Genomic DNA, 21,907 nt, shown 5'->3' with positions numbered 1-21,907 from the left:
CGCCATCTGCGGACTGGGCGCGACGCCCGCGCTGTATCGCCGAGCGCTCCGCCTCGCTCACCTGAGCTTGCCGCTTGCCGCAGCACTTGCGCGCAGATGCGACATGAAGCGGGTCGCAACGGCACGGCGGGCTAGCTCGCATTGATAACCATTGAACATCAATGCATCCGAAAATCGCACTTCCCGTTTCGGACGTCTTGAGCAAATATCGGTGCTCAAGAGGTTCATAAACGCATTCACAGAAGAACGTATCGGAGACAGGCTCGAAACGTGAAGAGCGTTTCGCCGCATTCCAGCGCAAGCCCGATCATGGGCACCGCGACCCGTCACCGACGCGCGTCTCGCATCACAACACCTCGCTATGTCATTTCTGCCGCCGCTTCGAGCGCGCCCAGGGCAGCGGTGCCTTTTGCGCCCGCCGCAGCGAGCAGGATGAATTTCCACTACTTGCTTCATTCGTCATTGCCTTGAAAATTCAGGAGACACTCACATGCAGATCACCGGAATGTTGCACGGCGCGCGCCTGCTGCAATTCGTCGGATTCCCGGCCAGCGAGGTGCTGGGCCCCGGCGCGAGCGAGGAGGAGATCAAGTCGCTGATCGACCGTCACGGGCAGGTCTTTATCAAGCCCGTGTTCAAGGGCGGCGTCGGCAAAAAGGGCAAGGCTGGCCTGCTCGGCCGCGCGTCCGACCTCAAGACGGCCCTCGTCGAAAAAGAGCGACTCTACTTCGCCGAGCACGTCGTGGGCCGCATGAGGGCAAAGGCGAACGGCGTGACGTTCGAAGCGGGCGTGCCGGCTACGCACGAAGTCTATTTCTCGATCACCGATTCCACCCGCTTTCGCGCCCCCACGATGACGCTCTCTCACATGGGCGGCATGGACATCGAGGAAGTCGATCCGAAGCACGTCGCGATGGTGCCTTTCGATGCATTGACCGGGCTGAAGGCGTTCGTCGTCGCAAACGCACTCAGCGAGATCGGCGCGCCGCGCGAGATCATCTCGCCACTCGTGCAGCAGTTGCCGAAGCTTTGGGAGCTCTTTCACGACTTCGGCATGACGACGCTCGAACTCAATCCGATCCGCATGCGCGAAGACAAGAAAGGGCGTCTCACGCCCGTGGCGTGCGACTTCAAATGCGGCTTCGATCGCGATGATCCGCGCGTCTCGCGCCTCGGCCTGCCAGCGCATCTTTTCGCCGCCGACTACTCGGACTTCGAACAGGAGATCAACCAGCTTCGCACGCATCAGGGCCAAAGCGATGTGTACGTGATCAACGAGCGCGGTACGATCCTCGCGCCCACCTTCGGCGGTGGCGCAAACTCGCTCGTGACCGAGATGCTGGGCGACGCGGCCATCATTTCTTCGGACTTCGGCGGCAATCCCCCATACGAGAAGATGAAGGAGGTGGCGCGCATCTGCTTCAGGCACTGGCTCCGGCAATCGAACGTGCTCTTCATCATCGGTGGCAAGTCCAACAACACCGACATCTACGAAACACTGCGCGCGATGGCCGACGCACTGCGCGAGCACTTCAGCGAGCACGGCCCGACACCGCTCTACGTCGTCCTCGGGCGCGGCGGTCCGAACCTCGTGCGTGGCATGTCAGCGCTGCGCGACACCTGCGATTCGCTCGGCCTCCCCTATCGCCTCTTCGGCTTCGATTCCGACATCAGCGAAGTGATCCAGTACGCACGCAAGGCCGATGCGTGGATGCAATCGGGCGGGCGCGCGCAGGTCGCGGCGCGCATCGGCGCACGCGAGTCGCAGTCCGAAACGGCACAGGCGTAAGGAGACCGACATGTACAGGCAAGCCAGCAATCATTTCAAGTATTTCGTCGGCATCCAGTCGCTCGCGCAGATCGCCACGCGCGAGGACCGCGTGTGCGTGCTCAATATCCTCGGTGGTGAATCGTCGGACGTGACACCCGTAAGCCATGCGTTCTCCGGCGGGAATATCGTGTTCGGCACCGCGCCCGGCAAAGGCGGCCAGGTACTCGGGACGCCCTCCGGCGATATCCCGGTCTACAACAACGTTCGCGAAGGCCTCGAAGCCGGGCACCATTTCAATTGCGGCGTCGTGTACCTTCCGCCGTCGGCCGCGCGCGACGGTGTGGCGGAGCTGATCCGCGTGAATCCCGATCTGCGCAAGATCTTCATCATCACGGAGAAGATCGCCGTGCATGACGCTCGTGAGATCCGGGCGATGGGCCAGCAGGCAGGCATTGACATCTTCGGTGCGAACGGGCTGGGTGTCGCGGACTCGTGGCAGAGCGTGCGCATCGGCGGCGCGCTCGGCGGCGACGATCCCTCTGCGACATTGCGCCAGGGCTCGATCGCAATCTTTTCGAACTCGGGCGGCTTCAGCACCACCATCGCGCAATATCTCCGGATGAGCGGCTGGGGTACGTCAACCGTCATTTCCAGCGGCAAAGATGTCTACATCCACTACGCCGCGCCGGAGTTCGCGTTCGCTCTCGCCAACGACGCGCGCAGCAAGGCTGCCGTGTTGTACTGCGAGCCGGGCGGCTACTACGAGGCCGACGCCACGTTCACCAAGCCAGTGGTCGCGTGCGTGGTGGGCCGCTGGAAGAGCCGCCTTACACGCGCGGTCGGACATGCGGGCGCGATGGCGGGAGGCGCCGACGACGCGCTTACCAAGGAGCGCTGGTTCATGGAGAAATTCGGCGTCGAGCGGCTCTTTACACCGGACGATCCGTGCTGCTCGGCCAGGGGCGCGGTGGTGACGAACATCGCGCACATTCCCGCCGCGCTCACGGCAGTGATGCGCGCGAACGCGACGATGCCCGACTTCAAACCAGAAGGCAGCCTCGCGCTCAAGCCGTGGTTCGGCTCGGACCAGGGGCTTGAACTGCCCGACGAACTCGCCCTTCCGGTGGTGGAGGCGGTCGCGCCCTACAACGAGCAGGTGGCGCGGGTGAACGGCCAGATCGGCGCGATCCCGCCGCGCCAGACGCTGAAGGACGCCTCGGGCGCCTCGCAGATGGACGCGAAGACGCAGGTGAGCAGCCTGCACGGCGCATCAATGCTGGAAGCGGCGACGCGTTCGCTCGAAGCGAACGTCTGCCTCGCGCTGCTGCACGAGTTCGGTGGAACAAACGACGAGAAGCTCGTCAATGTGGCCGTCGGCGCAGCGGTGAACCTGCACGGCACGCCCGAACTGGCGGCGGCACAGGCCGCGCGCGAGGCGGGCAATGCGCCCAACGCCGTGCTCGCGGCGGCCGCTGCGATTGTCGGGCCGAATCGCCAGCGTGCGGCGCGCGAAGCGGCAAAACTGATGATCGACCGCTTTACGGCGGCGAAGCTCGCGAACGCGTTCGACGCGACTTTCGATGTCGAAGCCGTCGATACGACCGGCAGCGAAGCGCTCTTCTCTGAAGCGCGCGACCCGAAGGCCGAAGCAATGCTCGCGGGTCTGGCTGCGCGCGGCGTGAGTTCGGCGTTTGTTCGTTGGCTTGCGTGCGGCCCTGGCCATCCGCGTGCGGACGCGGTACTCGCCGCGATCACGACGACCCTCGCCTGGGGTCCGCTCATGCGCAAGCGCATCTCGCGCCTGACGGCGGAGAGCCTGCCGTGGTGGACGAAGCTTTTCGGCACGCTGATCGGCGCCTCGGCGGACGCGTCGCGTCACGGCCCCGACAGCTTCTGCGGCGTCGGCACCGATGCATTGCTCGGCGAACGCACGCTGACCGAGGTCGCCTTCGCGGCGCTTCTCAACCGCAGACCTACCGCGGACGACCTGTTTGCGTTCAAGACCCTCGTCGGCCTGCTGCTCACGAACGGACCCGGCGCAATCTCGGCACAGGGCGCGAAGGGCGCGGTATCCGCCGACGGCCCCGAGAGCCCCGAGCGGGTACAGTTGAACAAGGCGCTGGCCGGCTTTCTCACGCACACCGGCTATACGCATGGCGGTAACGGCTACGAAGGTATTGCGTTCCTCAACGAGGCGTTTCGCGACAGCGGCCTCGACGATCCTGCCGATCCGAAACACGGCGTGGACCTCGAAGTGCTCGCACGGCGATCCGTCGAGCGGTATGCGCAGTACAAGGCGCGCCAGAAGCATGCTGGCAGCCTCGACATCGCCAAGCTTCCGGGCGTGAACCACCCGGTCTTCAAGGACAAGCCGGTGAACCACGATCCGCGCGAGGTGTTCATCGCCAATCTGTATGAAGGACGCGGCGAATACAACGCGTTTCACGCGTACTACCGTGCGCTGGTGCAAGCGCTGTTCGACGCGGGCGTGTCACGCAATGTCTATTGCGTCAACGTCGATGCGGTGATCGCCGCGCTGCTGCTGAAGATGCTATGGCAGCCGCTGCGGCGCGGAGAGTTCAGCGAGGCGGACCTCGAAACCGCCGCATTCACGATCTTCCTGTATCCGCGCATGCTCGGCTGCGCCGCGGAAATCGACGATCACCTTAATCGCGGACGCAACATGGACACGCGCACGGCCGCTTCGCAGTGCCGCTTCGTGGCCTGACCGAAAGGCCCCTGACGGCCGCCGCCACGCGCTTCTGCTATGGAAGGCGTGGCGCCGCAACGGCATCGATTGATAACCAGTGAACATCAATCGTTCAAAACATTGCACTTATCGTTTTGCCGGTTCCGGGCGAACATTCCCGAAACGACAATCCGCCGGGTCACCGCGCATTTACAGGATTTCAGGAGACACCTCGATGCACCCCTCGTCCTCTACCCTTTCGCCCGGACAGTCGAAGGCCGCTGCGGTTTTCCGCGTGACGGCCGGGAATTTCCTGGAGCAGTTCGACTTCTTTCTGTTCGGCTTCTACGCTACGCAGATCGCCAACGTCTTCTTTCCATCCGCGAGCGAATTCGCCTCGCTGATGATGACCTTCGCGGTCTTCGGCGCCGGCTTCCTGATGCGGCCGCTGGGCGCGATCGTGCTTGGCGCCTACATCGACGACGTCGGCCGCCGCAAGGGCCTCATCGTCACACTCTCCATCATGGCGAGCGGCACCATCCTGATCGCATTCGTGCCGGGCTATGCCACGATCGGCCTCCTGGCACCGGCGCTCGTGCTGATCGGGCGACTGCTGCAGGGCTTCTCCGCGGGCGCGGAGCTGGGCGGTGTGTCCGTGTATCTCGCCGAGATGGCCACGCCCGGCCGCAAGGGCTTCTTCACGAGCTGGCAATCCGCGAGCCAGCAGGTGGCGATCGTCGTGGCCGCAGGCCTCGGCTTCGCGCTCAATCAATGGCTGGACGCGTCGGCCATCGCGGCGTGGGGATGGCGCGCGCCGTTCTTCGTCGGCTGCATGATCGTGCCGTTCATCTTCATGCTGCGCCGCAATCTCGAGGAAACGCAGGAGTTCAAGGCGCGCCAGCATCGCCCGACCATGAAGGAGGTGTTCCGCACGCTGGTCCAGAACTGGGGCGTCGTGGTCGCCGGCGTGATGCTGGTGGCGATGACCACCACGAGCTTCTACCTCATCACGATCTACGCGCCCACCTTCGGTAAGACGGTCCTGCACCTAAGCACCGCGGACAGCCTGCTCGTAACGCTGTGCGTCGGCGTGTCAAATTTCGTGTGGCTGCCGATTGGCGGGGCGCTCTCCGACAAGATCGGCCGCCGGCCGCTGCTGCTCGCCATGACCGCGCTCGCCATCGCGACCGCGTACCCGGCACTGTCGCTGCTCGCTCACGCGCCGAGCTTTGTCAACATGCTGCTCGTGCTCTTGTGGCTCTCGTTCATGTATGGCATCTACAACGGCGCGATGGTCGTCGCGTTGACGGAAGTGATGCCAGTGGAAGTGCGCGTCGCGGGGTTCTCGCTGGCCTATAGTCTCGCGACGGCTGTGTTCGGCGGCTTCACTCCCGCAATCTCGACCGCCCTCATTCACGTTACCGGCGACAAGGCCGCACCCGGCTACTGGATGAGCTTCGCCGCCGTCTGTGCCCTGTGCGCGACGTTCGCGCTCTATCGCCGCCGCGCAGTGACGCTGACGCCAGCGCACTGACGCAGATCTCGTCCCGCATACTCCCGAACACGCAACCCGATACGCCTTCATCCATGAAAAACCTGCTTCTGAAACTTTGTACCGTGGCGCTCGTGGCAATGTCGACCGCCGCAGCGAACGTGCAGGCCGCCGACCTGCACGTCATGAGCTCGGGCGGTTTCACTGCCGCGTACAAGTTGCTCGGCCCGAGATTCGCGTCCGCTACGGGCAATACGCTCGACACCGCGCTTGGGCCCTCGATGGGCAAATCGCCCGAGGCGATTCCCAACCGCCTCGAGCGCGGCGAGCCCGCCGACGTCGTGATCATGGTCGGTTACGCACTCGACGATCTGATCAAGGAAGGCAAGATCGTCCCCGGATCGCGGGTCGAACTGGCGGATTCGCGCATCGGCATGGTCGTGCGCGAAGGCGCGGCGAAGCCCGACATCGGCTCGGTCGAAGCGCTCAGGCAAGCCCTGCTCCACGCGAAGTCGATCGCCTACTCGGATAGCGCGAGCGGTGTCTATATCGAGCGCGAGCTGTTCAAGCAGCTCGGCATCGAGGATCAGGTCAAGCCGAAGGCGAAGATGATCCCGCGGATTCCGGTGGCGTCGGTGGTGGCAAACGGCGACTACGAAATCGGCTTCCAGCAGGTGAGCGAGTTGCTGCCCGTCAAGGGCGCGACGTACGTCGGAAAGATTCCCGAGTCCCTGCAGTCCGTCACGCGTTACGCTGCTGGCATCCCCATCGGCGCACAGCATCCGAAGGAGGCCAAAGCCCTCCTCGACTATCTCGCCTCGCCCGAAGCGCAGCCCGAAGTGAAATCGACCGGGCTCGATTCCGTCACTATGCATTGATACGGCGAACGGGAATGCGTGCCGTGAGCCGCCTGCCCGTCAGCCTGGCGTGTTCGTGGCGGGGGCGTCGGCGTCGTCCGCGTCGCGCGGGGCTGGGCCGCGCAGCATCTGGAAAAGACGCCCACGGTCGCAAGCCCCCTCCCACTGCGAAACGAAGATTACCGCGCAGGCATTGCTGATCACGCTTGTCAGGGCGCGCGCCTCGGACATGAACCGGTCGATCCCCACCAGTAGCGCCACCCCGGCGACGGGCAAATCCGGAATCACGGTCAACGTCGCGACGAGCGCGACGAGCCCGCTGCCGGACACGCCGGCCGCACCCTTGGAAGTGAGCAGCATGACGGCGAGCATCGTCGCAATCTGCGGCCAGGTAAGCGGTACGTCGCACGCCTGCGCGATGAACACGGAAGCGAGCGTCAGATAGATCGCCGTGCCGTCAAGATTGAATGAGTAGCCTGCCGGCAGGACGAGGCCGACGTTCCCCCTGTCGCAGCCAAGTGCCTCCAGCTTCACAATCAGTCGCGGCAGGACGGGTTCCGTCGAAGAGGTTGCGAGAACTATCGCGAGCTCCTCGCGCAGGTAGCGTAGCAATCGCCAGAGCGCGAAGCCGTGCAGCCGTGCGAGCGGCGCAAGGACCAGTGCCACGAACAGCAGGCACGCCAGATAGAACGACACCATCAGCATACCGAGCGAGCTGACCGAGCCGATGCCGAAGCGGCCCACGGTGAATGCCATCGCGCCGAACGCGCCGATGGGAGCAAGCCGCATGATCATCGCGAGAATGCGAAAGAGTAGGTTGGCGACCCCATCGATGAGTTCGAGCACCGGCCGCCCCGCACGCGGGTTCGCGTTCAGCGCGAAGCCGAAGAGCAGAGAAAGCAGAAGCACTGGCAGCACTTCGCCCTTCACGAATGCGCCGACGAGCGTCTCGGGGATCACGCTCAACGCAAACTCCTCGACCCCGCGCGGCTGCGAGCGTGCGGCAAATTGCGCGAGGAGGTTCGAGTCCAGATGATGCGGATCGATGTGCATGCCTGCGCCGGGGCGCAACGCGTATGCGGTTGCAAGGCCGATCAGGAGCGCGATGGCGGTCAGGAAATAGAAGAGCGCCAGTGCCTTGAGGATCGTGCGTCCGATCGTTGTGCCGCTTGCGAGCGACGTGATACCTGAGACGATGGTGCAAAAGACGATCGGCGCGATCATCATCCGCACCAGACCGATGAACGCGTCACTGAGTGGCTTGAGCGAAGCGCCGGCTTGTGGCCACACGTGGCCCAAGCTCATGCCGAGCGCCATGCCCATCAAGACCTGCACGTAAAGCAACCGAAGTGGCCTTGCCAACGTCACGATGCTGTCTTCCTTCCAGGCTTCTCTTTCGTGTTCACACGACTGCCCTTGACATCCCCGTTCACGACAACGCCGCGCTTCATTTCAATGATGGTCCGGTAAAACTCCTGCGCGGCCGGCGTTAGCGGCCGTCCGCGGCGTGTCACGATTCCCACGCGCCTTTTCACCACGGGATCGACCAGCGGCACACTCGTGAGGATGGGGTGATCGCGCCCGGGCATGGCCATCGAAGGCACCGCCGCGACACCGAGCCCCGCTTCGACCAGCCCGAGCATGGTAGTGACGTGGCGCGTCTCGCAGACGCTCGGCACGCGCGGGGCCACGGCGGAGAGCGCTTGATCGAGCAGCAGGCGATTGCCGGAGGTCTTGTCGACGGACACATACTCGTGCTCGTAAAGCTCGCTCCAGGACACACGCTTCTTGCGCGCGAGCGGATGGTCACGACGGCACGCGGCAACGAAGCGCTCCTGCAACAGGACCTTGAACTCGACCTCGGACTCCTGGCTGCCCATGAAGCTCACACCAAAATCGGCTTCGCCACTGATGACGGCGCCAAGCACTTCATTTGCGCTGGAGTCCAGCAGCTTGACCCTGATGCGCGGAAAGCGGCTGTGATAGCTCGCGACGACATTCGGCAGGAAATAGTAGGCCACCGACGGTACACAGGCGATAGTCACATGGCCCAGGCGGCTCGACGAGACATCCCGGATGCCAAGCAGCGCGACGTCGAGATCGTCGAGCAGTTGCTCCGCGCTCGGGGCGAACACGCGCCCGACGGTGGTGAGCGTGACGCTGCGCGTGGTGCGCTCGAAGAGGCGCACGCCGAGTGCCGCCTCGAGCTTGTCGATGCGGCGGCTCAAGGCCGGCTGGGAAATGTTGACCGCATCGGCGGCCTTGCGGAAGCTTCCCAGTTCCACAACGGCTCGAAACGCCTGCAGGTCATTCAGGTCGAAGTTTACGCCCACGCCCATCTCCGCATTGTCGGTATTGATATTTTGCGTGAATCCAGACGAGTTCGACCGACAATATTGCTCGTGCCGCGTTAGATTCCGTGAATTCCGCAGTTGAGGAGCGATGGGCTTACATTAAGGCTGATTATGTTCACCCGTCGAGTGACGGCCCCTACGCTACTCCGCAAAGTATAAAAACGAGGTACTGTCTGTCCACGCCGGGAGCTACGGGACTGGTCAAACAGTTAGCTCAGCGCCGCAGGTCACCACCGGGGCACATGCGGTTGGCGCCCTGCCCGCCTTACAGTACTGTATCCGGGACCAAGTGCAAACTGGATGCATCGCTCGCGAAAAAAAGAACCCGGCGATCGCCGGGCAAAAAATTCGCGCTCTCGCGCGCGAATGGGACGGAAGTCTGTCTGACTACCGGCTCGCTTTGTTATATCGGCTACGCCACGCATGAATCACTTGCCGAACCGGAAAGGTTATCGCCTTCTCTACTCCGCTTCTGCTCGCCTGTTTCTCATACAAACCTTGCTGCCACCGTTATCTAGCCAGTGGACGATTGATGTTTCTGCTCACTGCTCTCTCTCCGACGAATGCACCAGGACGGCAGCATCGATTCGAGGGAATCGCTGCGGTCGACAAAGTAGTGCTTCAACGCCATAAATACATGCCCACAGACCAGGACGGCAATCGCGTATGCCACGTAGATGTGCATCTGTTTGAAGATAGGTGCGAGCGCAGGGGTCTTGTCCATCAACGGCGGCAAGAAGAAAAGACCGGCAACCGGAATCTTGAATCCCGCCGCCGAACTCCAGAGCCACCCCGAAACTGGCAGCACAAGCATGCATATATACAGGAGCAGGTGCCCAAAACGCGCTGCTGCGCGCTCTAGCGAGGGAACGCCGCACGACGCCTCCGGCGCGCCGTGAATGAGCCGCCAGGGAATCCGCGCTGCCAGCAGAAACAACGTGATCGTCGCGATTGACTTGTGCAGCATGATGCTGTCGGCCTGGATTTTCTGCGGCAAGCTCAGGGTGCTGGAGTAATACCCCGCAATCCATGCACAGATGATCACTACGGCCATCGTCCAGTGGAGAACCTTCGCGATCGACGTGTATTGTCTCCGTTCCATTTCAACTCCTTGATGGTTTATTTCGCCGGGGCTAACCGGAGCCTATTGGCGGCGAGCGGACAGGCGCTTGCCCCAAGGTCCGCCGATGTAGGCATGCTGGATCTATTACGAAATGATGCTGCCAGAGATGATCAGTTCGAAGATGCCGGCCCCACGGGGATCGCCTTCTGAGGGGCGGACTTGCGCTCGGCATTAAGAAGGTTCTCGGGATACTGGTCAGGCGCTGCCTGCGGCCCATAACCGTTTCGCTCGAGGTTCTTCAGTTCGGCATTCCTGACTTGACGTGCCTGCTTTCTCTCAGCCTTTCGTTGTTCCTTGAGCGCCTGCTTCTGTGCCTTGCTATCAGCTCTGCTCGCCGACGCCGTCGCTGCATCCGGCTTCGACTGCGCTGGCGCGCTCGGCATCTCCCCCTGTGCTTCCGCCACGAGCGGCACGGCTGATATCAGCAACGCCGCGACCCAATGTCGTGAACCTTTCCGCATGGTGATCTCCTCTATGAAATGTATGTTGTAGGTTTCAACAAACTACAGAGTTCCAGGCCTGGAAAGACACCAGACCTGTTCTACTCAGCTACGCGTTGATCAAGCGTTTGACTGTCCGATGCACATCACCCGCTGGGACCCAAGACCTTCGATACCCGCCTCGACTACATCACCCGGACGCAAGTAACGACCATGGTGGCTGCCAATGCCAGCCGGCGTGCCAGTGCATATCAGGTCGCCGGGCTCCAGCCGTGTCGAGTTCGAAAGACAGGCAATCTGCTCGCCAATGCTGAAGATCATGTCGCTGACAGGGCCGTCCTGCATCAAGGACCCGTTCAGACGAAGCCATAACCGGAGTTGCGTCGCATCGCCGACATTCCATGTGGGAACCATCCATGGCCCGGCAGGAAGCCAGCCCGGACGTGATTTCGATTGCAGCCAGTCCGTGCCCATCGCCGGCGCATCCCGACGAAAAACGCGATCGCGCAATGTGATGTCGTTGACGATGCAATAGCCCGCGATGCAATCGAACGCATCTTCAACCCGGACATGCGCTGCCCTCTTACCGATCACGACACCGATCTCCACTTCCCAGTCGAGCGTCTCGAGATCGGGTGAGATAGCCAGGGGATCGTGAGGTCCAGACACGCACGCTGCACCTTTGATGCAGATGTATGGCGCGCCATTGCGACGCCGCGCTTCAATGGAATTCAGCGCCGCTTCGCGGCGTGCGGCAGCGCCCGGACCGTCCGGTCCATCGTCGGCATCGAGAGCAGCTTGCAGAAGCTGGTCGCGGTAGTTGCCAATCGTGCAATAGACCTGCCTGGGCGCTACCGGGGAATGCACTCGAAAGTTCGAGTGCGGCACGCCAAGTTTCACGATCGCTTCGGTGGTCGCGGGGTCAGCGCAGATCTGCTTGAGCGAGGGTGCGTTTGCCTCCCACTCGCGCAAGAAAGTCTCGATGCAGCCCGTGCCGCGAAAGCCAAGATGCGCCCAATGGGCTAATGCGAGTGCATGCGTGCCAATCGACAACGCGGGAAACGGAATGCATTGAGCAATTGAAACATTGACAAGGACGGGAAGCATGGCAGTGGTCGTTTCGCTGGGGCGAATCATGCGTCACCGTTACGTGCGATGACGACTCCGATACTGTCCGGCGCAGGCTGCGTCTGTGTATTCCCGTCACGGCGCTTGCGCGGTGCCGTTTCGATGAGGAAGAACGCGACCACTGCACCTGCGGCCAGGCTGTAAAGCGCGAAATCAAGCGTACGTGCAAGACCAAAATGCTGCGCAATGAACCCTGCGATGACGGGGGCTACCCCGCCGCCAAACGTCTCGCCCACGCCCGACACGAATCCGATCGTCGACGCGATGAGTCCGACGGGAGCAGCTTCCGTCGCGACGGGACCGCTAAGCAGACTCAACAGACCCATCGAGAACATTGCGACACCGAACAGCAAAACGAACAGCAAAACCGGATTGGGACCTGTGTACGAGAACAGATACAAAAGAGCGGCCGCACAGACGAATCCGATCAAGGCCGTTGGCCGGCGACCGATGAAGTCCGACAGGCCAGCAAGCGCAAAGCACCCAATGAATCCGCCAAATCCCACTGCCGATGCGACGAATCCCATGCTTCGCATGTCGAGATGGACGACAGAAACCAGGTACGTCGGGACCATCGCGCCTATGACGAAGATCCCGCTCATCGCGCACAGAATCGCGATCGTCGCGACGGTGACGTTCCGGTTGGCAAAGAGCGCAGTCCAGCGCGGCCGTTCGACAGGTTCGTGCGACATGCGTACCGTGGACGCAACCTGATCACGCACGTAGCGCCAGATAAGCGCTGCAACGATCAGTCCGGGAACCGCCGACAGCGTGAACACCCAGTGCCAGTTCGGAACGACCTGAAGCAACTGTGTGGCGACGATGGGCGCAAAGCCGAGACCCATCAAAGGAATCATGCTGATCTGAATCCCCTGATTCAGTCCGCGACGGGCCGGCAGCGAAGCCTCACTGTTCGCCGCGATACTCGCTGGCGTGAATGCGCCTTCGGCAACGCCCATCGCCGCACGCAATAGCAGCAGGCTGATAAAGCCCGTTGCCAATCCGGAAAGGCTGGACAGCAGCGAGAAAGCGATCATCGTCGTCACCAGGATCTTCTTTCGACCGATGCGGTCGGCAAGCGGCCCCATCGCGATCGACCAAAGGCCCCACGCGACGCCCAGTATGCCCACGAGGCTGCCCAGCTGCGAATAGTTCAGCCCGAGGTCGCGCATGATGTGTGGAAAAAGCGGAGCCAGCAGCCATCGATCGAAGCCCACCAGTCCAAACCCAATGCCGAGAAGCGCGAGTGTCCTGCGCTCGCGGCGGACGTCATGTCGAGGTGCATTCATTGTGGTGTCTCCATGTATTGCATTTGTTTAGTCGTCGTTCAGTGCTGCGTTGCCAGGGGCTACCGCACATGGCGCTAGCGGTTTGAAAGCGCCAACGTTGCGCGTCTGATATCGGGTGGCGAGACACTCCATCTACCGTCGCCGTGCTGGAAGAAAAAGATCGTCACGGTGCTACGCGAATTCGACGACACGACCCGGACACATCGGCTTCGCCCCAGCCTTTCAGGCCAGACGCGGCTGACTTCCAATGACGAAATAGCGGTTCGCCCGAACCACTTTTCGACATGAAACCGCAAGGACCCTTCTTCAAACATCGCGTCCATCTCCTCTTCACAAGCAGCCCAATCGATCACCTGCGTTCGACGGACACCCGGTGCGAATCCATTACCGCCATCTCGATGGCCGCTGCCGGTTTTCACGTACTGTCATGCACTCACTGCGCTAACGTTAGCACGATAATAGTGTCGCTTTCTATGCTCGTCAAATAAATATATCTATTCGACACGCGCTCACGTTAGCATTCAAGGACAGAAATATTCGGTGGAAATTGACTGATCATTCGATTGATTCGGCCTTTGATTCAGCGCGACAGGCTTGCCATGAGCCCCAGAAGGCCGTTCGAAGCCGCGTCGCTGTGTGCGGCCAGCTAAGCGAGTTGGGGGTTTGGCCGGTAGGACGCAAACGTTGTGCTATCGTTATAAAAAGCCTTCCATGGACATCTTATGATCACGATCAAAGACATCGCCGCTCGCCTGCAGGTTTCGCCCTCGACGGTAGGACGGGCGCTCGCCGACGACCCACGAATCAGCGCAGCCACGAAACAGAAGGTGAATGAAGTGGCAGAGGAAATGGGCTACGTGGCCAATCTGGCTGCGCGCATGATGCGCGGCGTCTCGAGCAACCTCGTCGGTTTTGTCCTGCCGGATATCAGGAACGGCTTCTACGCGACCATCGCCCATGCGCTGTCGAAGTGCCTCCAGGCAGCCGGATATCAGTTGGCGCTCTCGGAAACCGACGACGACCGGATGGTCGAGTTACACAGCGTTCGTGAACTCGCCAGCGCGAATGTCGCGGGGATCATCATCGTGCCGACCGCAAAGCCCCACCGGGAAACAGTACGATTGCTCAAGCTGTCGCCGCACGTGCAACTGCTGCGCAGACATCCTACGATCGGTGACCAATGGTTCGGCATCGACGATACGCAGGCGATCTTCGAGGCGACCAGTCATCTCGTGCAGCTAGGTCATCGCCGGATCGGCTACATCGGCGGCACCGACGAGCTGCCTACCGGTTCGGCACGCCTGAAGGGTTATCACAACGCGCTTCCGGGTGGTGAGTCAGTGGAGCCCGCCCTCGTGCAACTTGGCGCGCCCAGCGACGCCGACTTCGGCCGTAGCGCGACCCGGAGGCTGCTATCGCTGCCCAAGCGTCCGACGGCGATCGTCGCCGGTTCGGTCCAGATGACCCAGGGCATCCTCGAAGAACTGACGGCCCAAGGCGTGCGGGTTCCCGATGACCTGTCGGTCGTCGGATTCGGCGACGAACTTGGGTTCCGGTGGTGGGGACCGGGACTCACCACGGTGGGGCTGCCCGTACACGACCTTGCCACCGCCTGCGGGCTCTGGTTTGTCCATCACATCCGCCAGAATTCGGCCAGCGCTTCGCCGTACACGTCGATCTCGCCCGCGACACTCATCTTGCGCGGCAGTACACGGAAACCCGGGCCCGTGGCGAAGGCATCGACGCGCGCCTCGATGCGTGGAGCCACGGTTTGATGGGCTGTCACGCCCGGTGGTCATGCTCTCAGATCCACTGATGCGTCTAGGGATGAGCGCCGGTAAGCTGGTCGACAAGCTCGGGCACTAGTGTGAACAGATCGCCGACCAGACCGTAATCCGCGACGCTGAAAATTGGTGCTTCTTCGTCCTTGTTGATCGCGACGATGACCTTCGAGTCCTTCATGCCAGCGAGATGCTGGATCGCGCCGGAGATGCCGACCGCGATGTAAAGCTGCGGCGCGACGATCTTGCCGGTCTGGCCGACCTGATAGTCGTTCGGCACGTAGCCAGCATCGACGGCCGCGCGTGATGCGCCCATTGCTGCGCCGAGTTTGTCGGCCAGCGGCTTCAGCACTTTCGTGTAGTTTTCGCCACTTCCCAGGCCGCGCCCACCCGACACGATAATGCTCGCGCTCGTCAGTTCTGGACGATCCAGCTTCGTGACTTCACGACTCACGAACTGCGAGATGCCTGCGTCAGCCGCTGTGTCGATCTTCTCGATGGATGCGCTACCACCTTCCGCTGCGACGGGATCGAAGCCTGTTGCACGCACTGTGATGACCTTGATCGGGTCTTGAGACTGGACTGTTGCAATTGCGTTACCTGCGTAGATCGCACGCTCGAATGTATCGGCGCTTAGCACAGCCGTAATTTCGCTGATCTGCGCGACGTCAAGCTTTGCAGCAACGCGCGGCGCGATGTTCTTGCCGTAGGCCGTAGCCGGCGCGAGGATGTGCGAGTAATCCTTCGCGACGTTCAGCACCGTCGCTTCGACGTTTTCCGCGAGGCCTGCTGCCAGTTGCGGCGCATCGGCGAGCAACACCTTCGCCACGCCTGCCACCTTCGCAGCCGCATCAGCCGCGCCTTGTGCGTTGTGACCTGCCACCAGGACATGAATGTCACCGCCAAGCTTCTGCGCGGCAGCGACCGTGTTCAGCGTCGCTGCTTTCAGCGCCGCGTTGTCGTGTTCAGCAATTACCAGAATCGTCATGTTCTTTCCCGTGCTTCAGAGAACTTTAGCTTCGGTCTTGAGCTTCTCGACCAGCGCGGACACATCGGCCACCTTCACACCAGCCGAGCGCTTAGGCGGCTCGCTGACTTTCAGCGTCTTCAGACGCGGCGTGACATCGACGCCAAGGTCTTCGGGCTTCACGATTTCGAGCGGCTTCTTCTTCGCCTTCATGATGTTCGGCAGCGTCACGTAGCGCGGCTCGTTCAGGCGCAGATCGGTCGTAATGACTGCGGGCAACGTCAGCGACAACGTTTCCGCGCCGCCATCGACTTCGCGCGACACCGTCGCCTTGCCATCCGCCACGACAACCTTCGATGCAAACGTCGCCTGCGGCAGATTGGCCAGCGCGGCCAGCATCTGACCCGTCTGATTGGAATCGTCGTCGATGGCCTGCTTGCCGAGAATCACCAGTTGCGGCTGTTCCTTGTCGACCAGCGCTTTCAAAAGCTTCGCCACAGCCAGCGGTTGAAGGTCCTCATTTGACTCGATCAACACAGCGCGGTCCGCGCCGATCGCCAGCGCCGTGCGCAGCGTTTCCTGACATTGCGTCACGCCCGCCGACACGGCGATCACTTCCGTCGCCACGCCCGCTTCGCGCAGGCGCACGGCTTCTTCCACGGCGATCTCATCGAACGGATTCATCGACATCTTCACATTCGCAATGTCGACACCCGTGTTGTCCGACTTCACGCGGACCTTCACGTTGTAGTCAACTACTCTTTTGACAGCAACGATGATCTTCAAGATATCTCATCCTCAACATTAAACGGTCGTCTCCGCCGACATCTGCTCGACGTAATTCGATGCGTCGAAAGGGAGCCCGTCGCCGGACACTCCACGTCTATTCGACCCGAGTTCGCATCGAGCAGTGGTTAGTAAGTGTGAAAGCCCTGCCCGCTTTTTCGCCCGAGGTAACCCGCGTCCACTATTTCCTTGAGCAACGGCGCCGGGCGATACTTCGGCTCGTTGAAATCCCGGTACAGCACGTTCATGATCGCGAGCGTCGTATCGAGCCCGATAAGGTCCGCCAGCGCCAGCGGTCCGATCGGATGATTTGCGCCGAGCTTCATGCCCTCATCAATCTCTGCCGCGCCAGCAAGACCTTCCTGCAGGACGAACACTGCCTCATTGATCATCGGTATCAGGATGCGATTGACGACGAAGCCCGGTGAATTCTTCACGCAGATCGTGCTCTTCCCGATGCGCTTCGCAAGGGCAATAGTCGCATCGAACGTGACATCGCTGGTCTGCAGCCCGCGGATGACTTCGACCAGTGCCATGACGGGAACGGGATTAAAGAAGTGCATCCCGATGAAGCGACTCGGGTCAGCGAGCGTCGCACCGAGTCTCGTGACGGATACCGACGAAGTGTTGGTCGCGATGATCGCGCCTGGCTGAATGATGGCATCCAGCTTCCTCAGAAGCGCCTCCTTGACCTGAACGTTCTCGGTCGCGGCTTCGATCGCAAGATCGCATTCGACGAGTTCCGTCAGGACTGCGCTTCCCTTGATTCGCGCCAACGCTCCCGTCGCTTCGTCCGAAGTCGCTTTACCCTTCGACACCATCCGCGCAAGCGTGGACGAAATGCCTTCGATGCCGCGTTCTACCGTGCGCTCGTCGAGGTCATTGAGGATCACGTTGAGACCGGCAGTTGCACAAACCAACGCGATGCCACTTCCCATCTGTCCGGCACCTACAATTCCGATCGTTTGCATATCTTCCCTTCAATCACATGTTCGGATAGTTTGGACCGCCGCCACCTTCGGGCGTCACCCACACGATGTTCTGCGTCGGGTCCTTGATATCGCAGGTCTTGCAGTGGACGCAGTTTTGCGCGTTGATGACGAGGCGCTCGCTGCCGTCGTCGTTCTTCACGAACTCATAGACGGCGGCGGGGCAGTAACGGCTTTCAGGGCCTGCATAGGTTTGCAGGTTGACCTTCACCGGCACCGTCGGGTCCTTGAGCGTCAAATGCGCAGGCTGATTCTCTTCGTGATTCGTGTTCGAGATGAACACCGACGAGAGGCGGTCGAACGTGAGCTTGCCATCCGGCTTCGGATACTCGATTGGCTTGCATTGCGATGCCGGCTTCAGCATCTCGTGATCCCAATGCTGGTGGTGTAGCGTCCACGGCACATTGCCGCCCAGCAGCTTCTGTTCGATGCCGACCATCAGCGTGCCGAGATACAGGCCCTTGCTCATCCACTGCTTGAAGTTGCGTGCGCGATAGAGTTCGGTGTGCAGCCACGAAGTCTTGAACGACTCGGGATACGCGACCAGTTCGTCGCTATGGCGGCCTGCCTGCACGGCGTCGAACGCGGCGTCGGCGGCGAGCATGCCTGTCTTGATTGCCGCGTGCGAACCCTTGATCCGCGACGCGTTCAGGAAGCCTGCATCGTCGCCCACGAGGGCACCGCCCGGGAAAGCGAGCTTCGGCAGTGACAGGAGGCCGCCCGCCGTGATCGCCCGCGCGCCGTACGACACGCGCTTGCCACCTTCAAGGAACGCGCGAATCGACGGATGCGTCTTGTACCGCTGGAACTCCTCGAACGGCGACAGATACGGATTCGAATAACCCAGGCCGACGACAAAGCCCACCATCACCTGGTTATTGTCGATGTGATAGAGGAACGAGCCGCCGTAAGTCTGCGTATCGAGCGGCCAGCCGGCCGTGTGGATCACCAGACCCGGCTTGTGCTTCGCCGGATCGATTTCCCACAGTTCCTTGATGCCGATGCCGTAGACCTGCGGGTCGGCGCCGTCGCGCAGCTTGAATTTGTCCGACAGTTGCCGTCCGAGATGCCCACGCGCGCCTTCGCAGAACAGCGTGTATTTCGCGTGCAGTTCCATGCCGAGCTGGAAGTTTTCGGTCGGCTCGCCGTCCTTGCCGATGCCGAGATTGCCCGTCGCGACGCCTTTGACCGAGCCATCATCGTTATAAAGCACTTCAGCGGCAGCAAAACCCGGAAAAATCTCGACGCCCGCCGCTTCAGCCTGCTGGCCCAGCCAGCGCGTGACGTTCGCAAGACTGATCACATAGTTGCCGTGATTCTTGAAATTGTCCGGCAGCGCCCAGTTCGGCACCGATTTCGCGCCCGTTTCCGAGAGAAACAAAAATCGGTCTTCCGTCACTTCGACGTCCAGCGGCGCGCCTTTTTCCTTCCAGTCCGGAATCAGTTCGTTCAGCGCACGGGGTCCATCACGGCGCCCGAGAGGATATGCGCCCCAATTTCCGAGCCTTTTTCGAGCACGCAGACGCCAATCTCAACACCTTTCTCCACGGCGCGTTGCTTGAGCCTGATCGCAGCAGCAAGCCCCGCCGGGCCGCCGCCGACGATCACCACGTCATACTCCATCGACTCGCGCGAGCCGCCAGGTTCGGGGGGATTCATTTATCAAGGTTCCAGTCTGACCGCGCCGCTCCCGCTCACAGCGCGTTCGGCATCGGTTAGTTTTCCGATGCGCGGGTATCTACAGTAGCTTCGTGCGGCGCAGTTCATCGATATCGGCTTCGGCCATGTCGAGCCAGTCTTGAAGGACCTCACCCGTGTGCTGCCCCAACGTCGGCGGGGACTGTCGGTATTGCACCGGCGACTCCGACATACGGATCGGATTTGCAACCAACGCGACGTGTTTCGCCAACGGGTGTGACATCTCGATGCGCACGTTGCGCGACTGCACCTGCGGATCTTCGAACACCTGGTCGAGATTGTTGATCGGACCACACGGCACGCCTGCGGCTTCCATCGCGGCTATCCAATCCCCCGTCGCACGGGATACCGTGATGCCACACATCATCGCAATGAGCTCGTTCCTGTGCTTCACGCGCTGCGGATTGCTGGCAAAGCGTTCGTCCTTGCTCCATTCCGGTTTGCCCAGCGCCGCGCAGAGACTGGCGAACTGACTGTCGTTGCCGACCGCGATGATCATGTGACCGTCGGCCGTCGGAAAATCCTGATACGGCACGATGTTCGGGTGCGCGTTCCCGATGCGGCGAGGCACCACGCCGCCCACGATGTAATTCGTCGCCTGGTTGGCAAGGCACGCAATCTGCACGTCGAGCAAGGCGAGATCAATGTGCTGCCCCATGCCAGACCGTTCGCGACGCGCAAGCGCAGCAAGGATTGCCACCGTTGCATACAGTCCCGTCGTGATGTCCGTCAGCGCGACGCCCACCTTCAACGGGCCTTCCCCTTCCGCGCCATCCGCACGACCTGTGAGACTCATCAGCCCGCCCATGCCCTGGATCAGGAAGTCGTAACCAGCACGTGCGGCATAGGGTCCCGTCTGGCCAAATCCCGTTATCGAGCAGTAGACAAGACGCGGATTCAGTTCCTTGAGGCTCGCGTAATCCAGACCATACTGGCTGAGTCCGCCGACCTTGAAGTTCTCGACCACGACGTCTGCCTTGCTGGCGAGCTCCTTCACGAGCCGTTGTCCATCCGGTTCACTCAGGTCGATCGTCACCGACCGCTTGTTGCGATTGGCGCAGAGATAGTAAGCGGACTCGCCAGTCGACTCGCCGTCTTCATCGCTCAGCCAGGGCGGCCCCCAGGCACGCGTATCGTCACCCGTGCCCGGTCGTTCGACCTTGACCACATCAGCGCCGAGATCGGCCAGCAACTGGCTCGCCCATGGACCGGCCAGCACGCGAGAAAGATCGAGTACGCGCAGCCCGTCGAGCGCCCCTTGATTCGGTATCCCGTTCATGGCGGATCAGAACGCTGCAATGCCGGTGATGGCGCGGCCGAGAATGAGCGCGTGGACGTCGTGCGTACCCTCGTACGTGTTAACCACCTCCAGGTTCACCAGATGCCGTGCAACACCAAATTCGTCACTGATCCCGTTGCCGCCCAGCATGTCGCGCGCAACACGGGCGATGTCGAGCGCCTTGCCGCATGAGTTGCGTTTCATGATCGACGCGATCTCGACGGCGGCCGTGCCCTCGTCCTTCATGCGGCCAAGCCGCAAGCACCCCTGTAGACCAAGCGTGATTTCCGTTTGCATGTCGGCCAGCTTCTTCTGGATCAATTGGTTCGCCGCGAGCGGCTTGCCGAACTGCTTGCGATCGAGAACGTACTGTCGCGCGCGATGCCAGCAGTCTTCAGCCGCGCCCAACGCGCCCCAGGCGATCCCATAGCGCGCACTGTTCAGGCAGGTGAACGGGCCCTTCAAACCACGGATGTCCGGAAACGCGTTCTCTTCCGGGCAGAACACATCATCCATCACAATCTCACCGGTAATCGACGCACGCAAGCCGACCTTGCCGTGGATCGCGGGTGCCGAAAGTCCCTTCCATCCTTTCTCGAGCACAAATCCCCGGATCGCGCCTTCGTCGTCCTTGGCCCAGACGACGAACACATCGGCGATGGGACTGTTCGTGATCCACATCTTGCTGCCCGTCAGCAGATAGCCACCGTCGACTTTCCTGGCACGGGTGACCATGCTGCCCGGATCGGAACCGTGATTCGGCTCGGTCAAGCCGAAGCATCCGATCCATTCGCCTCTCGCCAGCCTGGGTAGATACTTCTGCCGGGTGGCTTCACTGCCGAACGCGTTGATGGGCACCATGACTAGCGACGACTGCACGCTCATCATCGAACGGTAGCCGGAATCGACCCGCTCCACTTCGCGCGCGACGAGCCCATAGCAAACATAGTTGAGACCAGCGCCACCGTAGGTTTCGGGAATCGTCGCGCCCAGCAGTCCAAGCTCGCCCATCTCGCGGAAGACGTCGGCGTCCGTATGTTCACGACGAAAAGCATCGAGCACACGCGGTGCGAGACGTTCCTGACAATACGCATGGGCCGATTCGCGCACAAGGCGCTCTTCCTCCGTCAGTTGCTGATCCAGCAGCAGTGGATCGTCCCACTTAAACGACGGCGATTTGTGCTGTACGCTCATTTCATACTCAAAATAAAATTGGCATGAAGCGAATTTACAGCCACTTTTCCACGGTCTCAAACGATTTGTT

At 61.5% G+C, this 21,907-nt stretch carries 16 protein-coding genes and 1 pseudogene; 5 read left to right on the top strand and 12 right to left on the bottom strand.

Annotated features, from left to right (window positions below):
• Positions 1–490: 490 nt before the first annotated feature.
• The 4 genes from H1204_RS31505 to H1204_RS31490 all read left to right on the top strand — a co-directional run bounded on the left by H1204_RS31505 (position 491) and on the right by H1204_RS31490 (position 6,830).
• Positions 491–1,789, top strand: coding sequence for an ATP citrate lyase citrate-binding domain-containing protein (locus H1204_RS31505; RefSeq protein WP_180734467.1), 1,299 nt, complete (start codon positions 491–493; stop codon positions 1,787–1,789).
• A gap of 10 nt (positions 1,790–1,799) precedes the next feature.
• Positions 1,800–4,499, top strand: coding sequence for a CoA-binding protein (locus tag H1204_RS31500; protein WP_180734466.1), 2,700 nt, complete (start codon positions 1,800–1,802; stop codon positions 4,497–4,499).
• Positions 4,500–4,695: 196 nt separating this feature from the next.
• Positions 4,696–5,994, top strand: coding sequence for an MFS transporter (locus tag H1204_RS31495; RefSeq protein WP_180735106.1), 1,299 nt, complete (start codon positions 4,696–4,698; stop codon positions 5,992–5,994).
• 53 nt (positions 5,995–6,047) lie between these two features.
• Entirely contained in the window at positions 6,048–6,830 is a 783-nt protein-coding gene (locus H1204_RS31490; RefSeq protein ID WP_180734465.1) for a substrate-binding domain-containing protein, read from the top strand.
• 39 nt (positions 6,831–6,869) lie between these two features.
• Here the strand turns inward: H1204_RS31490 and dctA are convergent, their stop codons facing one another.
• From dctA to H1204_RS31460, 6 genes are all read right to left on the bottom strand, one after another.
• Positions 6,870–8,177 (bottom strand): C4-dicarboxylate transporter DctA, encoded by a 1,308-nt coding sequence (gene dctA / locus H1204_RS31485; protein ID WP_180734464.1) that lies wholly within the window; start codon positions 8,175–8,177, stop codon positions 6,870–6,872.
• Positions 8,174–9,142 (bottom strand): LysR family transcriptional regulator, encoded by a 969-nt coding sequence (locus H1204_RS31480; RefSeq protein ID WP_180734463.1) that lies wholly within the window; start codon positions 9,140–9,142, stop codon positions 8,174–8,176. Before H1204_RS31480 ends, dctA begins: the two co-directional genes overlap by 4 nt.
• Before the next feature lie 535 nt (positions 9,143–9,677).
• Entirely contained in the window at positions 9,678–10,217 is a 540-nt protein-coding gene (locus H1204_RS31475; RefSeq protein ID WP_243468926.1) for a cytochrome b, read from the bottom strand.
• Between the two features lie 179 nt (positions 10,218–10,396).
• Complete coding sequence (locus H1204_RS31470; protein ID WP_180734461.1) at positions 10,397–10,747, bottom strand: hypothetical protein; 351 nt, start codon at positions 10,745–10,747, stop codon at positions 10,397–10,399.
• Between the two features lie 99 nt (positions 10,748–10,846).
• Positions 10,847–11,833: a fumarylacetoacetate hydrolase family protein gene (locus H1204_RS31465; protein WP_243468925.1), complete on the bottom strand. Its 987-nt coding sequence runs from the start codon at positions 11,831–11,833 to the stop codon at positions 10,847–10,849.
• Positions 11,834–11,859: 26 nt separating this feature from the next.
• Complete coding sequence (locus H1204_RS31460) at positions 11,860–13,143, bottom strand: MFS transporter (protein ID WP_180734459.1); 1,284 nt, start codon at positions 13,141–13,143, stop codon at positions 11,860–11,862.
• Between the two features lie 722 nt (positions 13,144–13,865).
• Here H1204_RS31460 and H1204_RS31455 point away from each other — a divergent pair.
• Complete coding sequence (locus tag H1204_RS31455; protein ID WP_042313728.1) at positions 13,866–14,918, top strand: LacI family DNA-binding transcriptional regulator; 1,053 nt, start codon at positions 13,866–13,868, stop codon at positions 14,916–14,918.
• 46 nt (positions 14,919–14,964) lie between these two features.
• On the opposite strand, the gene H1204_RS31450 is transcribed toward H1204_RS31455, so the two are convergent.
• From H1204_RS31450 to H1204_RS31425, 6 genes and pseudogenes are all read right to left on the bottom strand, one after another.
• Entirely contained in the window at positions 14,965–15,912 is a 948-nt protein-coding gene (locus H1204_RS31450; protein WP_180734458.1) for an FAD-binding protein, read from the bottom strand.
• A gap of 15 nt (positions 15,913–15,927) precedes the next feature.
• Positions 15,928–16,677 carry an electron transfer flavoprotein subunit beta/FixA family protein gene (locus H1204_RS31445; protein WP_180734457.1) on the bottom strand — a complete coding sequence of 250 codons (750 nt, stop codon included), beginning with the start codon at positions 16,675–16,677 and terminating at the stop codon, positions 15,928–15,930.
• A 128-nt stretch (positions 16,678–16,805) separates the two neighbouring features.
• Positions 16,806–17,648 (bottom strand): 3-hydroxybutyryl-CoA dehydrogenase, encoded by an 843-nt coding sequence (locus H1204_RS31440; RefSeq protein ID WP_180734456.1) that lies wholly within the window; start codon positions 17,646–17,648, stop codon positions 16,806–16,808.
• A 13-nt stretch (positions 17,649–17,661) separates the two neighbouring features.
• Positions 17,662–19,325: pseudogene (locus tag H1204_RS31435) on the bottom strand (electron transfer flavoprotein-ubiquinone oxidoreductase).
• A gap of 79 nt (positions 19,326–19,404) precedes the next feature.
• A complete protein-coding gene (locus tag H1204_RS31430; RefSeq protein ID WP_180734455.1) occupies positions 19,405–20,643 on the bottom strand; it encodes a CaiB/BaiF CoA-transferase family protein in 1,239 nt (412 codons plus the stop codon).
• Positions 20,644–20,649: 6 nt separating this feature from the next.
• A complete protein-coding gene (locus H1204_RS31425; protein ID WP_180734454.1) occupies positions 20,650–21,837 on the bottom strand; it encodes an acyl-CoA dehydrogenase in 1,188 nt (395 codons plus the stop codon).
• Between the last annotated feature and the right edge of the window lie 70 nt (positions 21,838–21,907).

This window comes from Paraburkholderia sp. PGU19 (assembly GCF_013426915.1).
GTDB lineage: Bacteria > Pseudomonadota > Gammaproteobacteria > Burkholderiales > Burkholderiaceae > Paraburkholderia.
The sequence above is the reverse complement of the archived record's forward strand: the minus strand, read 5'-3'. Positions and strand labels throughout refer to the sequence as shown.

Excerpts from the sequence above, each read along its gene's own strand:
- H1204_RS31505 (WP_180734467.1), top strand. The coding sequence starts at position 491 with ATGCAGATCACCGGAATGTTGCACGGCGCGCGCCTGCTGCAATTCGTC.
- H1204_RS31500 (WP_180734466.1), top strand. The coding sequence starts at position 1,800 with ATGTACAGGCAAGCCAGCAATCATTTCAAGTATTTCGTCGGCATCCAG.
- H1204_RS31495 (WP_180735106.1), top strand. The coding sequence starts at position 4,696 with ATGCACCCCTCGTCCTCTACCCTTTCGCCCGGACAGTCGAAGGCCGCT.
- H1204_RS31490 (WP_180734465.1), top strand. The coding sequence starts at position 6,048 with ATGAAAAACCTGCTTCTGAAACTTTGTACCGTGGCGCTCGTGGCAATG.
- H1204_RS31475 (WP_243468926.1), bottom strand. The coding sequence starts at position 10,217 with ATGGCCGTAGTGATCATCTGTGCATGGATTGCGGGGTATTACTCCAGC.
- H1204_RS31470 (WP_180734461.1), bottom strand. The coding sequence starts at position 10,747 with ATGCGGAAAGGTTCACGACATTGGGTCGCGGCGTTGCTGATATCAGCC.
- H1204_RS31465 (WP_243468925.1), bottom strand. The coding sequence starts at position 11,833 with ATGCTTCCCGTCCTTGTCAATGTTTCAATTGCTCAATGCATTCCGTTT.
- H1204_RS31460 (WP_180734459.1), bottom strand. The coding sequence starts at position 13,143 with ATGAATGCACCTCGACATGACGTCCGCCGCGAGCGCAGGACACTCGCG.
- H1204_RS31455 (WP_042313728.1), top strand. The coding sequence starts at position 13,866 with ATGATCACGATCAAAGACATCGCCGCTCGCCTGCAGGTTTCGCCCTCG.
- H1204_RS31450 (WP_180734458.1), bottom strand. The coding sequence starts at position 15,912 with ATGACGATTCTGGTAATTGCTGAACACGACAACGCGGCGCTGAAAGCA.
- H1204_RS31440 (WP_180734456.1), bottom strand. The coding sequence starts at position 17,648 with ATGCAAACGATCGGAATTGTAGGTGCCGGACAGATGGGAAGTGGCATC.
- H1204_RS31430 (WP_180734455.1), bottom strand. The coding sequence starts at position 20,643 with ATGAACGGGATACCGAATCAAGGGGCGCTCGACGGGCTGCGCGTACTC.
- H1204_RS31425 (WP_180734454.1), bottom strand. The coding sequence starts at position 21,837 with ATGAGCGTACAGCACAAATCGCCGTCGTTTAAGTGGGACGATCCACTG.